Genomic DNA, 21,212 nt, shown 5'->3' with positions numbered 1-21,212 from the left:
ATAAACGGAGGAATAAACAGAAAATGAACAACGGTTTTTTTGAAGCGCTGTCCCTTCTGGGAAGCGAAAACAGCGTCGATACTGAAATAATTGTGGAAAAGGTCAAGTCCGCACTGCTGAAGGCAATCCGAAAAGCTTACCCCGACTGTGAAGACAATATACGCGTGGATATTGATCCGCAGACAAAAAAATTTGATATGTTTATGATCAAAACAGTGGTGGACGACGAGCCTATCGACTACAATGAAATCAATATTGACGAAGCAAGGACAATTGATCCGGCAGCTTACGTGGGAGGTACTGTAGACTATCCTCTGGATGCCGGAAAATTCGGCAGAGCAGCTGCCCAGTCTGCCAAACAGTCGATCAAGGGCGATCTGAGAGAAATCAATCGTGAAAACATACTTAATCAATTTCAGGATAAGGAAAATGAATGCATTACCGCAACGGTTTCCCAGGTTGAACCTGGAAGCGGCGCAATCACCGTAATTTATGACAAAACAGAACTTTATCTTTTCAGAAACGAGCAGATTCCAGGAGAACATTTCAAGGAAGGCGACAAGATAAAGGTTTTTGTTACAGGTATTGCAAACAGGTCTAAAAAGCCTATAATAAAAATTTCAAGAGCTCACAGGGATCTTGTAAAAAGACTCTTCGAACTTGAGGTGCCGGAAATATACGACGGCATTGTTGAAATAAAGTCCATATCAAGAGAAGCCGGAGCACGAACAAAAATCGCAGTATACTCAAGAGATGAAAACGTCGATGCAGTTGGAGCGTGCATAGGTCCTAAGAGAACCAGAATACAAGCAATTGTAAATGAACTTAACGGTGAAAAAATTGATATTATTACTTACAGTGACGATCCCGCTGAATTTATTGCAAGAGCACTTGCTCCCGCAAAGGTTTTAAGCGTTAAAGTATCTGAAGGCGAACTTAAAGAATGTTCGGTTATCGTTCCTAACGATCAGCTTTCGCTGGCTATCGGCAACAGAGGTCAGAACGCTAAGCTTGCTGCTAAGCTTACAGGATATAAAATTGATATAAAACCCGAAATGGAAATTGCAGACAAAACTTCTGAACCCCAACCCGCTGACGAATAAAAAATTTTAAGGTGGTAGGTTTATGAAAACAAAAAAAATACCCCTCAGAATGTGTCTTGGCTGCAATGAAATGAAGCCAAAGAGGGATCTGATAAGAATCGTAAAATCATCAGAGGGAGAAGTTTCCCTTGACTTTACCGGAAAAAAATCCGGAAGAGGCGCATACATCTGCCGTAATGCAGATTGTTTCCGGAAAGCAAAAAAAGCGCGGAGATTCGAAAAAAGTCTTTCCTGCAAAATAGATGAAAGTGTTTATGAGGTGATGGAGAATGAACTCACAGCAGAAAACCGTTAATCTGCTCTCTATATGCCGCAAAGCAGGCAGACTGATCATTGGATTTGACGCAGTAAAGGACGCTGTTACAGAAGGCGATGTTTCATGTGTTCTCGTATCGGAAGATATTTCACAGAAAACGCTTAAGGAAATTAAATATTTCTGTGGAAATTCAAACACTGATATTATCGGTATTGATATGGATTCCGTCGATATGCACACCTTACTCGGTAAGAAAGTTGTAGTCGCCGCTGTGACTGATTTCGGATTTGGAAAGAGATTCAGTGAACTTGGAACACTGATTCAAGGACGCACTAAAAGAACGTCAAAAAAAGACAACGATGAACCGTAAGGTTTTGCGTTTATATAGATTAAATAATTAATAACAGGAGGGTTTCGCCTATGACCAAAAAGATAAAGCTTGCTGAGGCTGCCAGAGACCTAAAGATTGAAAATCAGGAAATTATAGATCTGATGGAAAAATACGACGGTACAAAGAGAAAGAATACAACATCTCTTTCGGCAGAAGAATTAAATTATATACTGGAGCATTATTCACAGAATAACCAGGTGAAGGATTTTAATGCTTATTTTGAATCCAAAAATAAGCCGATAGAAGAAAAACCTGCTGAAGAAGTAAAAAAGCCTGCCGTAAAAAAGGAAAAACCGAAAAAAGAAAAAGCAGCAAAGAAAACCGAACCTAATAACGAGACACCAAAGGCTAAGAAAGAAATCAAACCGGCTGAAAGTAAGAAGGAAGCAGTTTCAGTTCCTAAGACTGAAAAATCGGCAGAGAAAAAAATCACTGAAAAATCTGATGCTGAAAAGAAAGCTGATAAATTCAAAAGACCGGAAAAGCCGGTTCAGAATAAAAAGCAAGCCAAACAGCAGCCGAAACCTCAGAAACACGGCGAAAAACAAAAAATCGGTACTGCTATGTCAATGACCGTTGAAACAACAACAGAAAGTAACAGAAGAACTGTCGATACAAGAGGTTCATATGTAAACCTTGACAAATACAACGAAAGATATGAACAGATTGCTCCGGCAAACAAGCATAAGGACAACTATTCATCAAAGAAGCAGAAAATCAATCAGAAATCTGCTCAGAGAAATAAAAATAAATTCTCCAGCAAGAGAGAAACCGAAGCTGAAAAGCTGCGCCGTCTTGAACTGGAACGAGCAAGAAAGCAGCAGCTTAAAGTACTGATTCCTGATGAAATTACCGTCGGCGAGCTTGCTGCAAGACTTAAAGCTACAGCTACAGACGTAATCAAAAAGCTTATGGGTCTGGGAGTTATGGCAACGATCAACGAAGTTATCGACTTTGACACTGCCGCACTGGTAGCCGATGAAATGGGAGCCAAGGTTGAAAAGGAGGTTATCGTTACAATCGAGGAACGTCTTATTGACGACAGCGAGGACGATAATGCAAACACAGAAGAAAGAAGCCCTGTAGTCGTTGTTATGGGACACGTTGACCACGGCAAAACTTCGCTTCTTGACAGAATCAGACATGCAAATGTAACAGCCTCTGAAGCAGGCGGTATTACTCAGCATATCGGTGCATATCAGGTCAAGGTTCAGGATAAAATGATCACTTTCCTCGATACTCCGGGACACGAAGCGTTTACTTCCATGAGAGCTAGGGGTGCTGACATCACAGATATCGCAATACTCGTTGTTGCGGCTGACGACGGTATCATGCCTCAGACAATCGAATCCATAAACCACGCCAAAGCGGCAAATGTTTCAATTGTGGTTGCGGTAAACAAGATGGACAAAGAAGGCGCAAATGTTGACAGAATAAAACAGGAGCTTACCGAACACGGTCTGGTCGTTGAAGAATGGGGCGGCGACATTATGTGCGTTCCTGTTTCGGCAAAGACAGGCGAAGGCATTGATGAGCTTCTTGAAGATGTTCAGCTTATCGCTGAAATGAAAGAATTAAAGGCTAATCCCGACAGACTTGCTAAGGGCGCTGTTATTGAAGCAAGACTTGACAAGGGCAGAGGTCCTGTTGCGACATTGCTGGTACAGAACGGTACTCTTAAGACAGGAGATGTTATTATCGCCGGTACTGCCGTAGGTAAGGTTCGTGTAATGACAGACTACAACGGCAATAAAATAAATTCCGCCGGACCGTCCGTTCCGGTTGAAATTACAGGTCTTGCAGAAGTTCCGAGCGCAGGAGATACGTTCAACGCAGTTGAAGACGAAAAGCTTGCTAAGGAACTTGTTGAACAGAGAAAGCATGAGGCAAAGCAGGAACAGTTCAAGGCGGTACAGAAGGTTACTCTTGACAATCTGTTCAGCCAGATCGCACAAGGCGATGTCAAAGAACTTCCTATTATCGTAAAAGCCGACGTTCAGGGTTCTGTTGAAGCTGTTAAGCAGTCATTGGAAAAGCTTTCTAACGAAGAAGTAAGAGTAAAAGTCATTCACGGCGGCGTAGGTGCTGTTTCGGAAGGCGACGTTATGCTGGCTTCCGCTTCAAACGCTATCATTGTCGGATTCAATGTTCGTCCTGATCCTGTGGCAGAAGAAAGCGCTAAGCGTGACGGCGTCGACATAAGACTTTACAGGATCATCTATGACGCAATCGAAGAAATCACAACTGCTATGAAGGGCATGTTAGCGCCGAAATTCAGAGAAGTTATTCTGGGTAAGGCTGAGGTAAGACAGGTTTATAAGATCTCAAACGTCGGAGCAGTTGCCGGTTCATATATTACAGACGGTAAGATCACAAGAAATTGTGAAATAAGAGTTGTACGTGACGGCATAGTCGTTGCAGAGGATAAAATCGATTCTCTCAAGAGATTCAAAGACGACGCAAAAGAAGTAGCTAAAGGCTATGAATGCGGAATCAGTCTTGAAAGATTTGCCGATATAAAGGAAGGCGATATCTTTGAAGGATTTATTATGGAGGAATACAGCGAATAATAAGCCAATATTACCGTAATTTTCGGTAATAATAATCCTGCGGGATATCCGTATAAAGGAGATTCATATGTCAAGTTTTAAAGTTGGAAGAATGGGTGAAGACATAAAAAGAGAGCTTACAGCGATTTTTCGTGAACTTAAAGACCCCAGAATCGCTGAGTTTATTACCATTGTCAGAGTGGATCTGTCAAACGATCTCTCACACTGCAAGGTTTACATTTCCTGTTTTGACGGCATTGAAAAGGCAAGGGAATCCGTTAAGGGACTTACAAGCGCCTCCGGATTTATAAAGCGGGAGCTGTTTCACAGGCTTCCTATGAGAAAAAGTCCGGAGCTTAAGTTCATAGCCGATGATTCCATTGAACACAGCGCCGAAATAAATGAAAAGCTTAGAGGACTTTGATTGCTTAACAAAGTCCTTAAAGGGGAGTGAAATTCTGGTATTGACCGGAGGAGATTTATGAAAATAGATTTTAATGAAGCCGCCGAAATGCTGAAGAACTGCGGTGACGCTTATATACTGATCCATCAAAGTCCCGACGGAGACTGTACTGGCTCCGGAACTGCTCTTTACCACATTCTTAAATATCTGGGCAAAAGAGCAAGAGTAATTTGTTCTGATGAAATACCCAAAAGATATGATTTCATGCGAACAGGTTACAATGACGAGGAATTTGAACCGAAATTTATAATTGCAGCTGACGTTGCCGATATTAATCTGCTGGGGAAATACAAGGATATTTACGGGGACAAAATCAATCTCTGTATTGACCATCATATATCAAATACTGATTACGCTGAAAAAACGCTTGTATGCCCTGACGCTTCTGCGGCATGCGAGGTAGTGTATGAGCTTATAAAAATACTGAATATTCCTCTGACGAAAGATATAACAAAGTGTATTTATACGGGTATAGCTACAGACACCGGATGTTTCAAGTATGAAAATACTACCGCACGGTGTCACGAGATCGTTGCAGAACTGAAAAGAAACTGTCCTGTAAATTTTGCAAAGATTAACCGTGAAATGTTTGATGTTAAAAGCAAGGGCAGACTTAAAATTGAACGTGCGGTAACGGATATAATGGAATATTATCTTGACGACAAGCTGACAATGATATGCGTAACCAGCGACATCTTAAATAAAATGAAGGTCGATGCGTCCGAGCTTGAGGGTCTTGCGGGAATACCTCTTCAGGTAGAAGGCGTAGAGGTAGGCGTTACCATCAAACAAAAGGACGAAAACAGCTACAAAATTTCCATGCGTTCAGCTAACAACGCAAACGTATCGGATATCTGCGCCTCCATGGGAGGAGGCGGTCATGTAAAAGCTGCCGGCTGTCTGCTTCACGGTACTCTTGACGAAGTAAAAAAACAAATTGTAGACGCCGTTGCAAAGGGAATAAAATCATGTTAAACGGAATAATCTGCGTAAACAAACCGGAAGGATTCACCTCCTTTGACGTTATTGCAAAGCTCAGAGGAATTCTCAAGATGAAAAAGCTAGGACACTCCGGAACTCTTGATCCTATGGCTACAGGCGTACTCCCTGTTTTTGCCGGAAGCGCTACCAAAGCAATAAGTATTCTTCCCGATACGGATAAAAGCTATCTTGCAGGATTTAAACTTGGTATCGTTACCGATACGGAGGATATCACAGGAAAGATTCTGAAAGAATATCCTGTTTCAGTCAGTAAAGAGGAAATTGAAAAAAACGCTGAAGCTTTCCAAGGAAATATAAGTCAGACTCCGCCCATGTATTCGGCAGTATCTGTCGGCGGAAAACGACTTTATGATCTTGCAAGAAAAGGAATAGAAGTAGACAGACCCTCACGTGAAATAACAGTTTCCAAATTTAATATCTGTGATTTTAACGAGGAAACAGGCGAAGGACATATTGATATAACCTGCTCAAAGGGTACTTACGTTCGAACACTCATTAATGACATGGGACAGAAGCTTGGCTGCGGAGCAGTAATGACTTCTCTTGTGAGAACAAAAGCCAACGGTTTTTCCCTTGATGATTGTTTTACGCTTGAGGAAATCGAAAAGCTCAGAGATGAAAACCGACTTGATTCTGCAATAAAAAGTACAGAAAAGCTGTTTTTGGCACTGCCGTCCTTAACACTGAACAGTAAGAAAACTCAAATGTACAAAAACGGCGTTAAGCTCAGACTTAATGAGCTTGACGGCTTTGACGGCAAAGAACAGTATAGAGTTTATTCAGCAGAAAATATTTTTCTGGGAATTGCAAAGGCAGACATAGAAAATAACATTTTAAGGGTATTGAAAAACCTCGGTCAGGAGAGTGACGCTTAAATGACGCTTATTACTGAAAGCAACAGTATTCCTGAACCGACCGCTGTTGCTCTGGGAATATTCGACGGGGTTCATGCCGGACATAAACTGATAATCTCAAAGGCAGTTAAATGTTCTGAAAAGGGACTTGTTCCGGCAGTGTTTACCTTCAATGTTGAGTCTATCGGACAAAAGCACGGGAAAGATTACGAATATATTTTCAGTGAAAATTATAAGCATAAAATACTTGAAAATATGGGCGTAAAATATACTTATTCTCCTAAAATGACAGATATCTGCAAAATGAACGGTGAGGAGTTTGCATACCGCATACTTTGCAGAAAAATGAATGCAAAGACAGTCGTCTGCGGAGAAAATTTCCGTTTCGGAAAAAATGCGGCATGGGGAGTAACCGAACTTATGAAATTCGGTGAAAAATACAGCTTTGAGGTTATTGCTGAAAGTCTTACGGGTGAGAACGGTACTGCTTATTCTTCTGAGTATTTCAGAACTATGCTGAAAGAAGGCAAGGTAGACAAGCTTTATACTCTGGGTATGGGAATGTACGCCGTTTGTTCAGAAGTTGTGGACGGAAACCGTATCGGGCGAACCCTTGACTTCCCTACTATAAATCAGCAGTTCGGTGAAAAACAGCTTGTACCCAAAAGAGGAGTTTACAGTACGGTTACTCTTATTGACAATAAAACTTATAACTCGATAACAAATATAGGCGTAAAGCCTACCGTCGAAAAGGACATCAAACCTCTTGCAGAAACTCATATACTGGATTTCAGCGGAAATTTATACGGAAAAGAAATTGAAGTAAGATTTAATAAATTTATCAGAGACGAAAAAAAATTCAGCTCTCTTGATGAACTTAAAATCCAGATAAAAAAAGACATTGAATATGTCAGACAGCAGTCGGAAATGTCTGAACTGCATAGACTTTAAGGAAAGGATTGAATTGAAATGTCAGACGCAAAAAAAGTCAGAACCAGATTTGCACCAAGTCCTACGGGATATATGCATATAGGAAATCTGAGAACTGCTCTTTATACTTATCTTATTGCAAAGAAAAATAACGGAAGCTTCATTTTAAGAATCGAGGATACCGACCAGGAAAGATACGTTGAAGGAGCTGTTGACGTTATTTACAGTACCTTAAAAAAAGCGGGTCTTAAATGGGACGAGGGTCCTGACGTAGGCGGTGAATACGGTCCTTACGTTCAGTCTGAAAGAATGGGTATGTTCAAGGACTACGCTTTAAAGCTAGTTGAAAGCGGTCATGCATATTACTGCTTCTGCGACAAAGACAGACTTGACGAAGTCAGAAAAATTCAGGAGGCTTCACATATCGCTCCAATGTATGACAGGCACTGCCGCAATCTTTCAAAGGAAGAGATCGAGGAAAAGCTTGCTGCCGGAGTACCTTACGTTATAAGACAAAAAATGCCGCTTGAGGGTACTACAACATTCCATGATGAGATTTACGGCGATATCACTGTTGAAAATTCGACCCTCGACGACCAGATACTCATCAAGACGGACGGTATGCCGACCTACAATTTTGCAAACGTTGTAGACGACCATACCATGGGAATAACTCACGTTGTAAGAGGCAACGAATATCTTTCCTCAACGCCTAAATACAATCTGCTGTACGAAGCATTCGGCTGGGACGTACCCGTTTATATTCACTGTTCCCCTGTTATGAAGGACCAGACTACAAAGCTTTCCAAGAGAAACGGCGATGCTTCGTTTGAAGATATAATCGCTAAGGGATTTCTTCCGGAAGCAGTCGTAAACTTTATCGCACTCTTAGGCTGGGCGCCAAAGGGCGAAGAGGAAATTTTCACTCTTGACGAGCTTGCCGAACATTTTGACATAAGCGGTATTTCAAAGTCTCCGGCGATATTCGATCCTGTAAAGCTCAGAGCAGTAAATGCGGCACATATTAAAAGAATGACTCCGGAAAAGTTTTTAGAACACGTAACTCCTTATATAAGACAGTCAGTAAAAAGAGAAGACATTGATCTTCCTCTGCTGGCTTCAATACTCCAGACCAGAACGGAAGTTTTCAACGATGTTCCTGAAATGGTTGATTTTATTGATGAGCTTCCCGATTATGATAATTCAATGTACTGCCACAAAAAGATGAAAACAAATGAAGAAACTTCCTTAGAAGCTTTAAAGGCTGTACTGCCTGTTCTCGAGGCTCTTGAGGACTGGAACGCTGAAAGTATTCACAAAGCGCTCTTTGACCTTATTGCTAAACTTGAAGTAAAAAACGGCTGGCTTCTGTGGCCTGTACGTACTGCCGTTTCAGGCAAGCAGTTTACCCCCGGCGGCGGCGTCGAACTTTGTGCTGTTTTAGGAAAAGAAGAATCGCTTGCACGAATCCGCAAAGGTATAGAAAAGCTTTCATAATGTTTTCACTGTACTGTCACATTATATTACTATAATTATAATCTGCGGATAAGCCGCATAATATAAGGAGGTTATACTTTAAATGATAGAAGTCAGGAATCTCACTAAACACTATGGTGACAAAATAGCTGTAAATGATATCAGCTTTACGGTTGAGGACGGTGAAATTCTCGGTTTTTTAGGACCTAACGGCGCCGGAAAATCCACAACAATGAATATGCTGACGGGATATATCTCTTCAACTTCCGGTACGGCGCTTATCAACGGGATCGATATTTTAGACGATCCTATAAAAGCAAAGGCAAACATAGGTTATCTTCCGGAAATACCGCCCCTTTATATTGATATGACTGTAAAGTCTTATTTAAATTTTATTTTTGATCTGAAAAAATGCAAGCTGCCCAGAAAGGCACATTTATCAGATATCTGCGAGCTTTGTAAAGTCACGGATGTAAAAGACCGTATTATAAAGCATCTTTCAAAGGGATACAAGCAGCGTGTAGGACTGGCTCAGGCATTGATCGGCAATCCGCCGGTTCTGGTACTGGACGAACCAACAGTAGGTCTTGATCCGAAACAGATAATAGAAATCCGTAATCTTATAAAAAAACTCGGAAGAACTCATACCGTTATTCTTTCATCGCACATACTTTCTGAAATCCAGGCGGTATGCGACAGGGTTATTATCATTAACAAGGGTGAAATTGCCGCAGACGATACTGCTGACAATCTTTCAAAGAAAATTTCAGCCGACCATCGTCTTATTGTCCGTATTGAAGGCAAAAAAGACGAGATTCTTTATGAACTCAGAAAAATCCCGGGTATAAAATATGTAAGAGCAGACATGGAACGAGAACCGGGAGTATATGAATATGAAATGGAAGCGGAGGAAGGTACCGATCTCCGCCGTGAAGTAAATAAGGTCGTTCAGGAGCACGGCTGGGCAATTCTGCTTATGAAGTCCAGCGAACTTACCCTTGAAGATATCTTCCTGAAAATAACTATGGGCGAGGGTATTGAACCGCATCTGAACAAACTTAAAGAAACGGACGGAGGTAAAAAGCAATGAGCGCAATTTTCAGACGAGAGCTTGGAGCATTTTTCACATCGGGTATAGCCTATGTATTTCTGGCTGTATTTTATCTTTTAGCAGGATTATTCTTTTACATGTATACCCTGTCGTCAAGCACAACTGATATGTCGGGAATGTTTTCAATGCTTTTTGCAGTAATAATTTTTCTGATTCCTATTCTTACCATGAAATCCTTCAGCGAAGAAAAGAAACAGAAAACCGAACAAGGACTTCTGACCGCTCCAGTAGGACTGGGAGGAATAGTTCTCGGAAAATACTTTGCTACAATTTTAATGTACATATTCGGAGTAAGTATTGTACTTATCTATGCTCTTATCATAAGCTATTTCGGTTCTGTTGACTGGGGAATCCTGTTTTCAAATTATCTGGCTCTGATTCTTTTAGGCGCTGCGTTTATCGCAATCGGAATGTTTATTTCCTCACTGACAGAAAATCAGGTGGTAGCGGCAGTAGGCGGCATTTGCAGTCTGTTGTTTTTATGCCTGGTTGATATTCTGACAAACTACATAAGCATTGATTTTATAACTGATTTCCTGAATTCAATTTCATTTTACAATAAGTACTATGAATTTACATGCGGAATATTCAATCTTTCAAGCGTACTGTTCTATATCAGTACTGCTGTAATATTCAATTTCCTGACTGTCAGGGTATTTGAAAAGAGACGCTGGAGTTAAGGAGGATAACAAAAATGAGTAAAGAAACAGCTAAAGAACCAAAGAAAAAAAAGTCTTTTAATAAAAAGAAACTGAAATACGGTTCTGTTGCAACTGTAATAACAGTCGTATTTATTGCCGTTATTGTCTTTATAAATCTGATCGCAGGTATTCTTACAGAAAGAAAGGGTCTGAAGCTTGACCTGACGCCGGAAAAATACTATGACATTTCACAACAGACTATTGATTATGTAAGCTCAATAGATAAAGACGTCGAAATTGCCGTATTTGATAACGAATCAAATTACCACAGTAATACATATTATAAAATGGTTCTTGAAACTCTGAACAAATTAGTCCAGTATTCCGATCATATTACCTACAATTTTTATGATACAACCAAGAATCCCGACGCTGTAAATAAATATGCCGCTAACTATAACGGCACTATCTCAATGGATAATATAGTTATAGCCTCCGGTGACAGAGTTAAGGTACTGTCAGTAACCCAGGAGCTGTTTGCCTACACAACAAATTCATATTACGGTACCTCGGCTCTTTCCGGATATAAAGGCGAACAGGAGCTTTTGTCGGCGATTATGAGCGTTACAGACGCGAATCCCAAAACGGCGGCATTTATTACAAAATATAACGGTTCCGCAATTTTCGGAAGTGAAACAGTTTCTGCAATAACAACCTTTGCCGAGCTTATGACCAAAAACGGATACGAACTGGTATTTACCGATATTATTGCAGACGAAATTTCACCGGAGGATTACGACCTTGTGGTACTTCCGGCGCCCGCTACCGATATTCCGGAAGACAGTATAAAAAAGCTTGAAGATTTTCTCTATAACGGCGGAAACCTTGATAAAAACCTGATATATATTGCAGATACGTCACAGCGCAAAACTCCGAATATTGACGAATTCCTTGAAATCTGGGGAATTGAAGTGGGAGGAAATCAGGTCATTGAATCTGAAGATAAAATGACTCAGCAGGTTAACGTAGTAAGAAACACAATGGATATGAATCAGGCTCTTAAAGCTCCGATTGTAACGGCTTCCGACGAAACATTCAGTGAAGGACTGTCAAATACAAAGCTGCCGATAATAGCGCCTATGACACGAAACATTAATCTTCTTTTCGACGCCAATGTTGACAGAACTACAACAGCGCTTCTTTCAAGCTCTGAATCTTCTTTGCTCTATCCGCTGAATCTCACCGAAGCAGACGACAGTTCTCAGCTTGATTTAAACGGTGAATCATCAGAATCTGAGGATACAACTCAGGCAACAGAAGAAACTGAAGAATTTGACGCTTCAAATGCTGAAAAAGGTTCAAACGTAGTTATGGCACTTGCTACCAAGTCCAATACCGACAGCGAAAATGTGACACACACCAACAACATGCTGGTAATCGGCGGTGCGTCAATGATCGATACACGCCTTACAACAGGTTCAACTTATAATAATGCTGAATTTATTATGAACGCCGTAAATAAAATCTGCGGCAAGGAAAATTCAGTAATTATAGCCGAAAAGAATCTTGGTTCTGAAACAATTGATATTACCGTTTCACAAGCTGCCGCAATCCGCAGAGTTGTAATGTTTGTAATACCTATTATAGTAGTAATATGCGGTATTGTTGTATTTATAAGGAGAAGAAACCGATGAAAAAAAATATCAAAGCCGTTCTGGCATGTACTGCCGCATTAGTCATTGCCGGCGGCGGATATGCAGTTCTGATGCTTACAGGAGCCAACGAAGATTCTGGAAATTCTTCCACTTCATCAATTGCTGAAAATTCTATATCTGTTCCCACAGAACTGTTCAGCTTTGAAAAAGCTGATATAATATCAGTTTCCGCTGAAAATGCCGGTGGCGGCTTTGAAGCACTTCCCGTCGGCAAGCCGGCTGAGGACGGTACGGTAACGCTTACGATAAAAGGTCTTGAGGATCTTGATATAAATTATACCCTGACTTCCTCAATTTTAAACAGTTCTGCGGCTTTATCGTCAGAATCGACCGTGGAAGAAAATGCGTCAGATTTAGACAAATACGGTCTGACTAATCCTCAGGCAAAGGTTACTGTCAAATCAAACGCTGAAACCAAAACGCTTCTTATAGGAAACGAATCCCCTGAAAGCGGTAAAACATATTGTATGGCTGAGGGTGAAAATACAGTTTATCTGGTTTCCACTTCAAACGTAAGCGTATTTGCAAATTCAGCAACTTCCTTTGTATCGACAACTCTTCTGGCAAACTCCTCCGACGGAAATAATCCCACGGTAGATACAGTTTCTATAAGCCGCAGCGATCTGGATTATGATATTGTTCTGGAATATGATAAATCTACCGATGACGACGATACTAAGAGCGGTACTCTTTCGACTCATTATATGACAGAGCCTGTATTTGCATATCTTGACGTTGAAAAATCCCAGAACGCAGTAAACGGATTTTTCGGACTCAGCGCTTATTCGGTAATAGCCGCACATCCGTCAGAAACAGAAATCAAATCGGCAGGTCTCGACGATCCTTTCTGTACAGTTAAAATGAAAACTCAGGACGGCGACAGCTATACGTTAAAGCTTGGAAATGAAATGGACATTGACGGCGTAAAATATTATCCTGCAATGTTCAATGATAACGATGTAATATATGCTGTCAGCAAAGAAAATTTATGCTGGGCAGACCTTCAGCCGGGAGATATCACTTCAAAAATGGTATTCGGTACTCTTGTTTGGGATATCGGCAAGCTTGATATAAGCGTTCAAGGCGGAGAAACGGTAAGTTTTGAAGGCAGCGGAACTTCCGAAGATGATTACAAGGCAGTTAAGAACGGTGTTGAATGCGATACGGAAAGATTCCGTACCTTCTATACGTTCCTGCTTAAAACTTCAGCCGAAGAGTTTATAATTGATGAAGAACCCCAGGGAGAACCTATGGTTACAGTTTATCTTGAAACCCAGGACGGCAATACAAAGCAGACTGTTGAATTCTACAAGTCCGAAGGCAAAAAAACACTTATTAGTGTAAACGGTGTACCGTGTTTCAAATGCCGTACCGCATATGTCGATCTGCTGATCGAAAATCTGTCCAAGTTTGACACAAGCGAAGAATTTGTTATGAACTGGTAACGTAATGCGACAAAAATTACGTAAGAACTTTGATATAATTAAAATAATGTATACAAAAGGAGGGTTACAATGGATAAAAGCTTTTTTACATACAAGGGATTTCCTCTTGTAAGACATGAAGATGTTATATATTACGGCAATATGTCGGATGATTATGTCGTAATGCTGAAAATTCTTAATAAAAAGAAAGTACATGATATAGATGTCGCAAGCAAAATAAAAGTATATCAGATGTCTACCGACCTGACGCTGCCGCCTAATCAGGCAGTTACTAAAACAAGCGAAAAAGAAAGTCTGTACGAGGCTTTGGATCTCGCAAATGCATGGCTTTCAAGAACTGCTAAACATTAAAAAAAGGACGCTTAAAAAGCGTCCTTACTTTTTTGAAAAAAAGTAAGCAAAAAACTTTTATGCCGAATTTTATTGACTTGATTTTCTTTTTAAAGACTCGCAAAGTTAATTTTGCAGAAAATAAAAGAAAAAGATTTTGAAATAAAGTAAACAAAAAACTTTTATGCCGAATTTTATTGACTTGATTTTCTTTTTAAAGACTCGCAAAGTTAATTTTGCAGAAAATAAAAGAAAAAGATTTTGAAAAAAAGTAAACAAAAAACTTTTAATTCGTCTTTAGTACAATAGAACTTGTTTCATAAGGCTCGACAAGAAAGTAAACAGAAAATAGAATGTAAAAGACCTTATATTAAAGCCGACGCATGTCTTGTCACATGACACCCTATATTCACAGCAACAGGCAGACCTGCAATATGAGTAGGCGCTTGTTCAATATTTACACACAGAGCAGTAATTTTGCCGCCGAATCCCTGAGGACCGATACCCAGCTTGTTGATTTGCTCAAGCATTTTGTCCTCCAGATCCTTGTAAAGCTTTTTAGGATTTCTCACAGCAGTATCACGGCATAAAGCTTTTTTGGCAAGATAAGCGCAGTGCTCAAAATTACCGCCGATACCTACGCCTATAACCATAGGCGGACATGGATTGCTTCCTGCCTTTGAAGCAGTTTCGATTACAAATCCCACAATATCCTCAAGGGATGCTGACGGCGTAAACATTTTTAATGCCGACATATTTTCACTTCCAAAGCCTTTTGGACAAACGTCGATTTTTACCGTGTCTCCTGACACTATTCTCGTATGCACAACAGGCGGCGTATTGTCCCCTGTATTGACTCTTTCAAGAGGATCGCCAACGATGGAGCATCTTAAGTACCCTTCGGTGTACCCTCTTGACACACCCTTGTTAATAGCATCTTCAAGACTTCCGCCTGTAAAATGAACGTCCTGACCTATCTCCATGAAAATTACAGCCATTCCCGTATCCTGACAAATCGGAATATTTTCAGCCTTAGCGGCATTAATGTTTGCTTTAAGATCCTCAAATACTGCTTTTCCGGCAGGAGAAATTTCCAGCTCAGCACAGCTTTGAATTTTATCTTCAAGACTTTTCGGTAATTGAATATTTGCACTTATACATAAATCTCTTATAGTATTTTCTATTTCAGACACATTTATCTCACGCATTTTTTCAACAGTCTCCTTTTGTATTGTTTAAAACTTTGCCATTGATCATGACCAGTTCAGGATCATTCATAATGTCAAGAGGATCACCGCAGTAAAGCTGTAAATCAGCGTCTTTGCCTACGGCAATTGAACCCGTTGTATCATCAATTCCGGCAATTTCAGCGGCATTAATTGTTATTGCTTCCAGTGCGCTGTCGGAGTCCAGTCCGCCCTTTACAGCCATTGCGGCAGACGCAGGAAGATACTGGATGGGTATAACCGGATGATCGGTGCAAATTGAAGTTTTAACCCCGTTTTTGACAAGCTCCGCTGTATTTTTCAGTTCAAGACCTTTCATTTCCGGCTTGCATCTGTCGCATATAACCGGACCGGAAATTGCCGATAGCTTTTCAGTACCTAAAATATCCGCAATAAGATGCCCTTCAGTGGCATGTACAATCACAAGCTTCAGATCAAATTCCTTTGCGATCCTTACTGCCGTAAACATATCGTCCGCACGGTGACAATGAAAATGAGCGGAAATCTCCCTCCTGAGCAGCGGAATAAGCGCATGATTTTTCAGGTCGAATTCAGGCATATCATTATTTTCCTTGTCGATTTCATATGCGTCAATATCCGCAAGATAACGCTTTGCTTTAGTAAGTCCCTCACGGATCAGAGCAGCCGTAGCCATTCTTGTAACCGGAGTTTCATCTCTGTCATTGTAAACTCTCTTTGGATTTTCTCCCAGAGCAAATTTTATCCCCACAGGCTTTATGATCATATCGTCAACACGTCTGCCATAGGTTTTGACAGCGATTATCTCACCGCCGCAGGGATTAGCGCTCCCCGGAGCCACAACAGCGGAGGTAATTCCCCTTTTATACGCCTCTTCAAAGCATCTGTCCATAGGATTAATGCCGTCAATAGTTCTAAGCTGAGGGGTAAAGGGATCTGTAGCTTCATTACAGTCGTCTCCTTCAAAGTCGATGCCGTTTTCAATAATTCCAAGATGAGTATGAGCGTCAATAAATCCGGGAATCAAAAGCTTTCCCTGACCGTCCAGATCCTCTGTACCGACAACATCAGGACTTCCCTCTTCAACAGCAATGATTTTACCGTTTTCAATTTCAATCCAGCCGTTTTCTATGGACCGTCTCTTTTCCATTGTTTTTATCTGCACATTATATATTTTCATAAATGTTCTCTCATTTCTTCAGTTTAAGACTTTGAATTATATATTTTGAAATTTCCATAGGAGTACCGCTGCAATCTACACGCATTCTCGAATTTTTAAGATACTTCGGATAACGTTCATTGTAAAGCTCTTCAAGCTGTTCTTTGGTACGGCTTGCGGCGATCGGTCTGTTGGAATCTCCTGCAATACGTTTATAGCATATTTCAAAAGGTGTGTCAAGAAACAATACCGTACCGTTTTCAGCGGCATTTTTTCCGTTTTGTTCATTAAGCATTGCTCCGCCGCCGCAGGAAACTATTCCTTTAAAGTTTCCAAGTTCAATTATAAGGTCAGATTCCATTTGGCGAAAATATTTTTCGCCCTTAGTTTCAAAAATTTCAGGTATGGACATTCCCGCTTTTTTTACAATAAGCTCGTCCATGTCACAGTATCCGCAGCCCAGCAGCTTAGCAAGATTTTTACCGATAGTAGTTTTACCGCAGCCCATAAATCCGCATAAGAATATAGCCATAATTTCCTCCTATTTAAAATCCCTGTTAACGATTTCAACGGATTCATTTATAATTTTGTCGATCTGTTCTTTTGTGTAGCTGTCACCGTTCCAGATTTCATGTGCAACAACCGCCTGTAAAACCAGCATCGACATACCGCCAATTGCTGTAATTCCCTTACTTTCTGCAACAGTAACAAGCTTTGTTTTGGTTGGATTGTAAATAGCATCAAATACTGCGCCGCAGTTCCCGATAACTTCTTCCGAAACAGGGCAAGCGTCAGATTTCGGGTACATACCTACCGGAGTAGCATTTACAAGTAAGTCAAATTTTCCCGAAATTTCGTTCATCATAACGATTTTTACAGATATTCGGGGATATTTTTCTCCGATTTCCATTTTCAGGCAATCTGCCATATCCTGAGCTTCAGGAATAATTGCCATAGTAATATCAGCGCCGTGACGTGCCGCTTCAATTGCCATCATTCTGCCTACTCCCCCGCAGCCCAACAGCAGAACTTTTCCGCCTAAAGCATTTTCAGGTACGGAACGCAGAAAACCGTCGCAATCAGTATTGTACCCTGTCAGTACACCGTCTTTACCGCAAATACAGTTTACGGAATTGTACCTTAAGGCGCTTTCGTCAAGCTTATCCACATAATCTATTACAGGTACTTTATGAGGGATTGTAACGTTAAGACCTGTAACACTTTTTAATAGCTCAGGCAGTTTTTCCTTTAGACTCTCCGGAGGAATATCTTCCAAAGTATACTCAGCCTGTCGGCCTGCCTCTTCAAAAAGTCTTTTATGTATAAATGGGGACATGGAGTGTCCCAGCGGATGACCTATTAAAGCATATTTTTTCATTGGTTTACTCCTTTCTCCAGCTTTTTGAAAAAAGCTGGGCAAAAACTTTTATTCCGAATTTTATCGACTTGATTTTCCTTTTAAAGACTCGCAAAGTTACTTTTGCAGAGAATTAAAGAAAAAGATTTTGAAAAAAGCTGGGCAAAAACTTTTATGCCGAATTTTATTGACTTGATTTTCCTTTTAAAGACTCGCAAAGTTACTTTGCAGAGAATTAAAGAAAAAGATTTTGAAAAAAAGTAAGCAAAAAACTTTTATATCGGATTTAATTGACTGATATATTTTATTTAATTCACGAAGATTTACTTTACAAAGAATTAAAGAAAAAATTTTGAAAAAAGCTGGGCAAAAACTTTTATTCCGAATTTTATTGACTTGATTTTCCTTTTAAAGACTCGCAAAGTTACTTTTGCAGAGAATTAAAGAAAAAGATTTTGAAAAAAAGTAAGCAAAAAACTTTTATATCGGATTTAATTGACTGATATATTTTATTTAATTCACGAAAATTTACTTTACAAAGAATTAAAGGATAGCTTTGAGACCAGATTCATCTGAACCCATCTTACTTGGGTGTGAATTTTATGTGCTGCGTCTTGCCTTTTATGGGATAACCTAATAGTTCAGTAACTGTATGACGGATAAAATTCGGCACTTATGTGCCGCAAGCCCACTGCGGCGTTTGAGCAGGCGCATTTCTTTGGTTCATTTCTTGTTGCGTAACAAGAAATGAACAAGATAAAGTTTTTCTGAAGATTTTTCAAAATCTTCAAAGAGTTAACGCTGCTTCAAGTGTTTTCAAATTTTCAATATTTACAGCAGTAGAACCTTTAAGAGTTTTCTTGACCAGTCCGGTAAGGACTTTATTAGGTCCAAGTTCAATAAATTTATCAATACCGGCACTGCTCATAGCATTTAATTCCGAAGTAAAGCGTACAGGTGAGATCATATGCTTTGCAAGAAGTGAAGGCATATCGGAAAAATCTGTAAGTTCTTTCCCTGTAACGTTTGAATAAAACGGTACAGACGGTTTATTAAACTTAATATCCTTAATTGCCTCATAAAATTCCTTTGACGCACTCTCCATCAGCTTAGAATGAAAAGCCGCTGATACTTTAAGAGGTACTGCTCTTGCACCCTTTTGAGCAAACACTTCCGCCGCCTTATCAACCGCTTCTTTCTCACCGGCAATTACTGTCTGAACGGGGGAATTGTAATTTACAGGTACTACATATCCCGAAACTTCTTCGCATACTGCTTCAATTTCCTCAGGAGTCATTTTCATGATTGCGTACATAGCACCCTGTGTTTCACGTCCTGCCTTGTCCATTGCGGCAGCTCTTGCTTTGATCACTCTGAAACCGTCCTCAAGGGATAGCATTCCTGTAGCTGTCATTGCGGCATATTCTCCCAGTGAATGCCCCGCTGCTGCGTCAAATGAAATACCGTTTTTCTTTGCAGTTTCAAAACACAAAAGAGACATTGCCATAATAGCAGGCTGTGAATTACAAGTCTGTGCAAGTTCTTCTTCCGTACCCTCAAAGGTTACTTTTTTTAAATCATATCCCAGTATTTCGGACGCTTTGTCATAAATAAAGGAAAATTCCGGATTAGATTCCAGAAGCTCTTTTCCCATACCCGAATACTGTGAACCCTGTCCTGAAAACAAAAATGCTGTCATAGTAAAAAACCTCTTTCTATAAATTGTTAATATTACACAACAAATCAAACAGTTTTTTGTGCAATATATGGGATTTTGAAATTTTGGCAAATAAAAACCAATTATTACATTGCAAAAAAGTTAAAAATAGATTACAATAAAAATTGATACATTTATGGTTTTACTGCATCTGCTTATAATAATATACCATAAATTTCAATAGAAAACAATGTCAGGGAGGAATTTTTTTTGCTGGGAATCAAAATTTTAGGTACAGGCGGATATCAGCCGCTTAAAAAGGTTGTAAATGAAGACTTCACATCTATCGTCGAAACCAGTGACGAATGGATAAGAACAAGAACAGGAATGTCCGAACGCTTTGTATCAGACGGCGAACCTACATGGTACATGGGAACAATGGCGGCAAAGGACGCTATCGCTGCCGCGGGAATTTCTCCGGAGGACATAGGCGTGATAATTGACACCAGCGTTTCTTCTGATTACTATACTCCGTCAATGTCATGTATGATCCAAAGGGAGATCGGTGCTGTTAATGCAATGACGATCGACGTAAACTGTGCATGTGCAGGCTGCGTATATGCTATTGATATGGCAAAAAGATACCTTCAGACAGATGAAAATATGAAATATGCACTTGTGGTGGCAAATGAAAATCTGACAAAAATTACAGATTATACCGACAGAAGTACCTGTGTGCTGTTCGGAGACGGTGCAGCGGCTCTGGTTATAGAACGTGCTGAAAATTCACTTTATTCAAGCTTTCTCGGTGCGGATGGTACAGGAGCGAAATATCTGTTTGCACGTTCCATTCCACCGGCAAATGCGTTTATGACAGGCGCCGGAAAGGTTGACGACGGCTTTCCTGAGTCCAATTCGCATTATCTTTACCAAGACGGCAGAGAAGTATATAAATTTGCTACAAAGGCTCTTCCGAATGCACTTACTAAGGCAGCAGAAAAAATCGACTTCGATCTGAATGAACTTGACGTAATCATTCCGCATCAGGCAAATGTAAGAATTATTGAGACTGCCGCTAAAAACTTAGGAATTTCAATGGATAAATTTGTTGTGAATCTTGACAAGCATGCCAATACCTCAAGTGCTTCCATTCCGATCGCTCTTGACGAGGCAGTACGCAGCGGAAGAATCAAAAGAGGAGACAAAGTAGGATTTGTAGGCTTCGGTGCAGGTCTGACCTTTGGGGCAATTATTTTTGAATTTTAATTTTTATTGAATTTTCACAATAGTAACTTTGCGAGTCTTTAAAAAGAAAATCAAGTCAATAAAATTTGGCATAAAAGTTTTTGCTTACTTTTTTTGAAAATCTTTTTCTTTTATTCCCTGCAAAATTAACTTTGCAAGTCTTTAAAAACAAAATCAAGTCAATAAAATTCGGCATAAAAGTTTTTTGCTTACTTTTTTCAAAATCTTTTTCTTTTATTCCCTGCAAAATTAACTTTGCAAGTCTTTAAAAAGAAAATCAAGTCAATAAAATTTGGCATAAAAGTTTTTTGCTTACTTTTTTT

20 protein-coding genes are annotated in these 21,212 nt (G+C 40.0%); 15 read left to right on the top strand and 5 right to left on the bottom strand.

From position 1 onward, the window contains the following. The first annotated feature begins 23 nt into the window (after positions 1–23). From nusA to OCV67_RS08265, 14 genes are all read left to right on the top strand, one after another. Positions 24–1,103, top strand: coding sequence for a transcription termination factor NusA (gene nusA / locus OCV67_RS08330; RefSeq protein ID WP_147643522.1), 1,080 nt, complete (start codon positions 24–26; stop codon positions 1,101–1,103). Between the two features lie 22 nt (positions 1,104–1,125). Then, positions 1,126–1,398, top strand: a complete 273-nt coding sequence (gene rnpM, locus OCV67_RS08325) for an RNase P modulator RnpM (RefSeq protein WP_147643521.1) — start codon at positions 1,126–1,128, stop codon at positions 1,396–1,398. Further along, positions 1,373–1,729 (top strand): L7Ae/L30e/S12e/Gadd45 family ribosomal protein, encoded by a 357-nt coding sequence (locus OCV67_RS08320; protein WP_147643520.1) that lies wholly within the window; start codon positions 1,373–1,375, stop codon positions 1,727–1,729. The genes rnpM and OCV67_RS08320 overlap by 26 nt, the downstream gene beginning before the upstream one ends. A 50-nt stretch (positions 1,730–1,779) precedes the next feature. Continuing rightward, entirely contained in the window at positions 1,780–4,320 is a 2,541-nt protein-coding gene (gene infB, locus OCV67_RS08315) for a translation initiation factor IF-2 (protein ID WP_147643519.1), read from the top strand. A gap of 67 nt (positions 4,321–4,387) precedes the next feature. Next, on the top strand, positions 4,388–4,723 hold the full coding sequence (gene rbfA, locus OCV67_RS08310) for a 30S ribosome-binding factor RbfA (protein ID WP_147643518.1): 336 nt from the start codon (positions 4,388–4,390) through the stop codon (positions 4,721–4,723). 57 nt (positions 4,724–4,780) lie between these two features. Continuing rightward, on the top strand, positions 4,781–5,737 hold the full coding sequence (locus tag OCV67_RS08305) for a DHH family phosphoesterase (RefSeq protein WP_262644437.1): 957 nt from the start codon (positions 4,781–4,783) through the stop codon (positions 5,735–5,737). Next, positions 5,731–6,639, top strand: a complete 909-nt coding sequence (gene truB, locus OCV67_RS08300; RefSeq protein ID WP_147643517.1) for a tRNA pseudouridine(55) synthase TruB — start codon at positions 5,731–5,733, stop codon at positions 6,637–6,639. Before OCV67_RS08305 ends, truB begins: the two co-directional genes overlap by 7 nt. Beyond that, positions 6,640–7,569, top strand: a complete 930-nt coding sequence (gene ribF / locus OCV67_RS08295; protein ID WP_147643516.1) for a riboflavin biosynthesis protein RibF — start codon at positions 6,640–6,642, stop codon at positions 7,567–7,569. An 18-nt stretch (positions 7,570–7,587) separates the two neighbouring features. Further along, on the top strand, positions 7,588–9,045 hold the full coding sequence (gltX, locus tag OCV67_RS08290) for a glutamate--tRNA ligase (RefSeq protein ID WP_147643515.1): 1,458 nt from the start codon (positions 7,588–7,590) through the stop codon (positions 9,043–9,045). Between the two features lie 82 nt (positions 9,046–9,127). Beyond that, positions 9,128–10,114: an ABC transporter ATP-binding protein gene (locus tag OCV67_RS08285; protein ID WP_147643514.1), complete on the top strand. Its 987-nt coding sequence runs from the start codon at positions 9,128–9,130 to the stop codon at positions 10,112–10,114. After that, positions 10,111–10,815, top strand: a complete 705-nt coding sequence (locus OCV67_RS08280) for an ABC transporter permease subunit (protein ID WP_147643513.1) — start codon at positions 10,111–10,113, stop codon at positions 10,813–10,815. The genes OCV67_RS08285 and OCV67_RS08280 overlap by 4 nt, the downstream gene beginning before the upstream one ends. A gap of 14 nt (positions 10,816–10,829) precedes the next feature. Continuing rightward, positions 10,830–12,470, top strand: a complete 1,641-nt coding sequence (locus OCV67_RS08275) for a GldG family protein (protein ID WP_147643512.1) — start codon at positions 10,830–10,832, stop codon at positions 12,468–12,470. After that, positions 12,467–13,936, top strand: coding sequence for a DUF4340 domain-containing protein (locus tag OCV67_RS08270; protein WP_178085058.1), 1,470 nt, complete (start codon positions 12,467–12,469; stop codon positions 13,934–13,936). Before OCV67_RS08275 ends, OCV67_RS08270 begins: the two co-directional genes overlap by 4 nt. Positions 13,937–14,005: 69 nt before the next feature. After that, positions 14,006–14,287, top strand: coding sequence for a hypothetical protein (locus OCV67_RS08265; protein ID WP_147643510.1), 282 nt, complete (start codon positions 14,006–14,008; stop codon positions 14,285–14,287). A gap of 344 nt (positions 14,288–14,631) precedes the next feature. Here OCV67_RS08265 and OCV67_RS08260 read toward each other — a convergent pair whose 3' ends face one another. From OCV67_RS08260 to fabD, 5 genes are all read right to left on the bottom strand, one after another. Beyond that, positions 14,632–15,474 (bottom strand): fumarate hydratase, encoded by an 843-nt coding sequence (locus tag OCV67_RS08260; protein WP_147643509.1) that lies wholly within the window; start codon positions 15,472–15,474, stop codon positions 14,632–14,634. Between the two features lie 4 nt (positions 15,475–15,478). Beyond that, entirely contained in the window at positions 15,479–16,651 is a 1,173-nt protein-coding gene (locus OCV67_RS08255; protein ID WP_147643508.1) for an amidohydrolase, read from the bottom strand. 10 nt (positions 16,652–16,661) lie between these two features. Further along, positions 16,662–17,162, bottom strand: coding sequence for a shikimate kinase (locus OCV67_RS08250; protein ID WP_147643507.1), 501 nt, complete (start codon positions 17,160–17,162; stop codon positions 16,662–16,664). Between the two features lie 9 nt (positions 17,163–17,171). Next, the gene (locus tag OCV67_RS08245) at positions 17,172–18,008 is read right to left on the bottom strand and encodes a shikimate dehydrogenase family protein (RefSeq protein WP_147643506.1); all 837 of its coding nucleotides are present in this window, start codon (positions 18,006–18,008) and stop codon (positions 17,172–17,174) included. A 766-nt stretch (positions 18,009–18,774) separates the two neighbouring features. Next, a complete protein-coding gene (gene fabD, locus OCV67_RS08240) occupies positions 18,775–19,686 on the bottom strand; it encodes an ACP S-malonyltransferase (RefSeq protein WP_147643505.1) in 912 nt (303 codons plus the stop codon). Between the two features lie 228 nt (positions 19,687–19,914). Between fabD and OCV67_RS08235 the strand changes: the two genes are divergently transcribed. Then, positions 19,915–20,910: a beta-ketoacyl-ACP synthase III gene (locus OCV67_RS08235; RefSeq protein WP_317235031.1), complete on the top strand. Its 996-nt coding sequence runs from the start codon at positions 19,915–19,917 to the stop codon at positions 20,908–20,910. Positions 20,911–21,212: the final 302 nt, after the last annotated feature.

Source organism: Porcipelethomonas ammoniilytica, assembly GCF_025567485.1.
Lineage (GTDB): Bacteria > Bacillota > Clostridia > Oscillospirales > Ruminococcaceae > Porcipelethomonas > Porcipelethomonas ammoniilytica.
Note: the sequence above shows the minus strand (reverse complement) of the source record. Positions and strands in the feature narration are given on the sequence as shown.

Bases quoted from the DNA above. Each gene is read 5' to 3' on its own strand.
- OCV67_RS08255 (WP_147643508.1), bottom strand. From the start codon at position 16,651: ATGAAAATATATAATGTGCAGATAAAAACAATGGAAAAGAGACGGTCC.
- OCV67_RS08285 (WP_147643514.1), top strand. From the start codon at position 9,128: ATGATAGAAGTCAGGAATCTCACTAAACACTATGGTGACAAAATAGCT.
- OCV67_RS08265 (WP_147643510.1), top strand. From the start codon at position 14,006: ATGGATAAAAGCTTTTTTACATACAAGGGATTTCCTCTTGTAAGACAT.
- rnpM (WP_147643521.1), top strand. From the start codon at position 1,126: ATGAAAACAAAAAAAATACCCCTCAGAATGTGTCTTGGCTGCAATGAA.
- OCV67_RS08260 (WP_147643509.1), bottom strand. From the start codon at position 15,474: ATGCGTGAGATAAATGTGTCTGAAATAGAAAATACTATAAGAGATTTA.
- OCV67_RS08275 (WP_147643512.1), top strand. From the start codon at position 10,830: ATGAGTAAAGAAACAGCTAAAGAACCAAAGAAAAAAAAGTCTTTTAAT.
- OCV67_RS08320 (WP_147643520.1), top strand. From the start codon at position 1,373: ATGAACTCACAGCAGAAAACCGTTAATCTGCTCTCTATATGCCGCAAA.
- OCV67_RS08245 (WP_147643506.1), bottom strand. From the start codon at position 18,008: ATGAAAAAATATGCTTTAATAGGTCATCCGCTGGGACACTCCATGTCC.
- ribF (WP_147643516.1), top strand. From the start codon at position 6,640: ATGACGCTTATTACTGAAAGCAACAGTATTCCTGAACCGACCGCTGTT.
- OCV67_RS08270 (WP_178085058.1), top strand. From the start codon at position 12,467: ATGAAAAAAAATATCAAAGCCGTTCTGGCATGTACTGCCGCATTAGTC.
- OCV67_RS08250 (WP_147643507.1), bottom strand. From the start codon at position 17,162: ATGGCTATATTCTTATGCGGATTTATGGGCTGCGGTAAAACTACTATC.
- rbfA (WP_147643518.1), top strand. From the start codon at position 4,388: ATGTCAAGTTTTAAAGTTGGAAGAATGGGTGAAGACATAAAAAGAGAG.
- infB (WP_147643519.1), top strand. From the start codon at position 1,780: ATGACCAAAAAGATAAAGCTTGCTGAGGCTGCCAGAGACCTAAAGATT.
- truB (WP_147643517.1), top strand. From the start codon at position 5,731: ATGTTAAACGGAATAATCTGCGTAAACAAACCGGAAGGATTCACCTCC.
- fabD (WP_147643505.1), bottom strand. From the start codon at position 19,686: ATGACAGCATTTTTGTTTTCAGGACAGGGTTCACAGTATTCGGGTATG.
- OCV67_RS08280 (WP_147643513.1), top strand. From the start codon at position 10,111: ATGAGCGCAATTTTCAGACGAGAGCTTGGAGCATTTTTCACATCGGGT.
- nusA (WP_147643522.1), top strand. From the start codon at position 24: ATGAACAACGGTTTTTTTGAAGCGCTGTCCCTTCTGGGAAGCGAAAAC.
- gltX (WP_147643515.1), top strand. From the start codon at position 7,588: ATGTCAGACGCAAAAAAAGTCAGAACCAGATTTGCACCAAGTCCTACG.
- OCV67_RS08305 (WP_262644437.1), top strand. From the start codon at position 4,781: ATGAAAATAGATTTTAATGAAGCCGCCGAAATGCTGAAGAACTGCGGT.